Annotated in this window: 3 protein-coding genes; 1 reads left to right on the forward strand and 2 read right to left on the reverse strand. The window is 69.9% G+C overall.

What is annotated here, in order from left to right; genetic code table 11:
• The coding region (narI, locus tag E1285_RS44865; RefSeq protein ID WP_132160999.1) for a respiratory nitrate reductase subunit gamma at positions 1-548 on the forward strand (548 nt) is incomplete at its 5' end.
• 11 nt (positions 549-559) lie between these two features.
• Here narI and E1285_RS44870 read toward each other — a convergent pair.
• Entirely contained in the window at positions 560-739 is a 180-nt protein-coding gene (locus E1285_RS44870; RefSeq protein WP_132161000.1) for a hypothetical protein, read from the reverse strand.
• A 335-nt stretch (positions 740-1074) separates the two neighbouring features.
• Positions 1075-1506 (reverse strand): pyridoxamine 5'-phosphate oxidase family protein, encoded by a 432-nt coding sequence (locus E1285_RS44875; protein ID WP_132161001.1) that lies wholly within the window; start codon positions 1504-1506, stop codon positions 1075-1077.
• Positions 1507-1880: the final 374 nt, after the last annotated feature.

The following is a 1880-nucleotide window of genomic DNA, read 5'->3' on the forward strand; positions in this document are numbered from 1 at the left end:
TCGTGGCGCTCGGCCACGTCGGCGGGCTGCTGATCCCCGACCGCTGGACCGAAGCCGTCGGCGTCACCGAGCACATGTACCACGTCGTCGCCGTGGTGCTCGGCACCATCGCCGGGTTCTGCACCCTCGCCGGCATCGCCATCCTGATCTACCGGCGCCGCACGGTCGGTCCCGTGTTCGCCGCGACGACCCGCAACGACAAGCTGATGTACGCGGTCCTCGCCCTGACCATCCTGCTCGGGCTGGCCGCGACGGTGGCCGCCAACATCGTCGGCGGCGGCTACAACTACCGCGAGACGGTGTCCCCCTGGTTCCGGTCGATCTTCTACCTGCAGCCGGACCCGGACCTGATGACCGGCGTGCCGATCCTGTTCCAGCTGCACGCGCTCAGCGCCCTCGTGCTGTTCTGCATCTGGCCCTTCACGCGCCTGGTGCACATGCTCACCGCCCCGGTCGGCTACCTGACCCGCCCCTACATCGTGTACCGCAGCCGCGACGAACAACTCGGCATGCACCGTCCCCCACGGGGGTGGGACCGAGTCGGCTGAGCCAATGCCGGTCAGAGTTCGATTTCGCGTATCTCCGGTTCGTGCCACGGCGCGGAAACAGGGGCCCGGCTTCTCGGCCTGGCGTTCCACGTCGCGCCCGCTGTGACGACGACCTCCACCAAGCCCCAGAGGTTCAGGTTCGGCGTGGTGATGGCGAACATGCGGGCGCCGACCATGAGCACGGTGGGCATGTTCCACGATCGACGGTGCGGCCGCATGCCGTCGTCGCCGCAGAAGGTCACGTCCGGTCGGCATAGCACCAGCACGTGGGTAGGCCGAGCGTGTCAGCGTCGACGTACCAGCGGGGATCGGGGTGGCGATCGCGCGTCAGGCGGCCATGGGAGCCCATTCGTGCGTCGACGCCGTTTCCACCTCGGCCACCTCGCCATGAGTACTCCTCGACCGGAACGCCGGCGTCGGCGCGCTCGGCGAGGACATCGGTGCGGGTCCCCGGACGGTGGCCGCACCGGACGCCAGGCGTGGGTGGGTGACGACGAGGGAGCTTTGGCCGACCGGGTGCCGAGCGTCAGGGCGCGATGTCCGGCCTGGTGGGGCTGCCGATGCGGCGGCCGGTGATGAGTTCGGGGCGTATGCGGATGAAGGTGTCGCGTCGCCCCGGGGCCCAACTCTCCAGAGGCAGGGCCTCCAGGAAGGCGATGTCGGCGGGATCGGTCGCGCGTTGAGTATGGCCGACGGCGACCACCGACCAGCCCGTGCGGGCTTCGGCGTCGAACTCGTCGACCTCGAAGGCGACGATGGTGTCGGCGGCGGCTGTGGCGAGCCTTGACGTCGGTGAAGTCTTCATCACGATGGCGCGGCGGTCGAGAATGAAGTTGACCGGCTGGACGGCGGGCAGCGCATGGTGGGTGAAGACGATCCGTCCGATTGTGGCGCGCCTGAGGAGAGCGAGGCACTCGTCCCTGTTCAGGATCTCCAGGCCGCTCTGGTCGAGCTGCATGCCTCCAGAGTGGCGCGGCCGAAGTGCGGAGCGTTAGGGACCAAGGTCCCGAGCTCGGCGTCTGCCCGGTACGCGATCGTTCGGCTGGTCACGTGGATTCTTCCGTGCCGTTGATGCGTCGGTGGTCACGCCGCCGGGGTCCAGCGGGATGCGTCGGCCGGTGCTCCTGCGGGGTGTCAGCCGGACGAGGGACGGTTCGTGTGAGCGTGGCCGTGACTCCCTACCCCCAAAGGGGGCGGCTTCTCGCCCAGGACGTGGTTGTCGCCGCCTTCCCAGCCGATCACCGCGGCCGTCGGGTGGGGGCACCGGGCGTCGGTCCCGGGTACCGGCGGACCAGGGTCCCTGGTCGGGGGGCCCGCCGGTCCCGGCCCGGG

Source organism: Actinomadura sp. 7K507 (assembly GCF_004348425.1).
Classification (GTDB): domain Bacteria; phylum Actinomycetota; class Actinomycetes; order Streptosporangiales; family Streptosporangiaceae; genus Spirillospora.

Coding starts and splice junctions, on each gene's coding strand:
- E1285_RS44870 (WP_132161000.1), bottom strand. CDS start 739: ATGCCCACCGTGCTCATGGTCGGCGCCCGCATGTTCGCCATCACCACG.
- E1285_RS44875 (WP_132161001.1), bottom strand. CDS start 1,506: ATGCAGCTCGACCAGAGCGGCCTGGAGATCCTGAACAGGGACGAGTGC.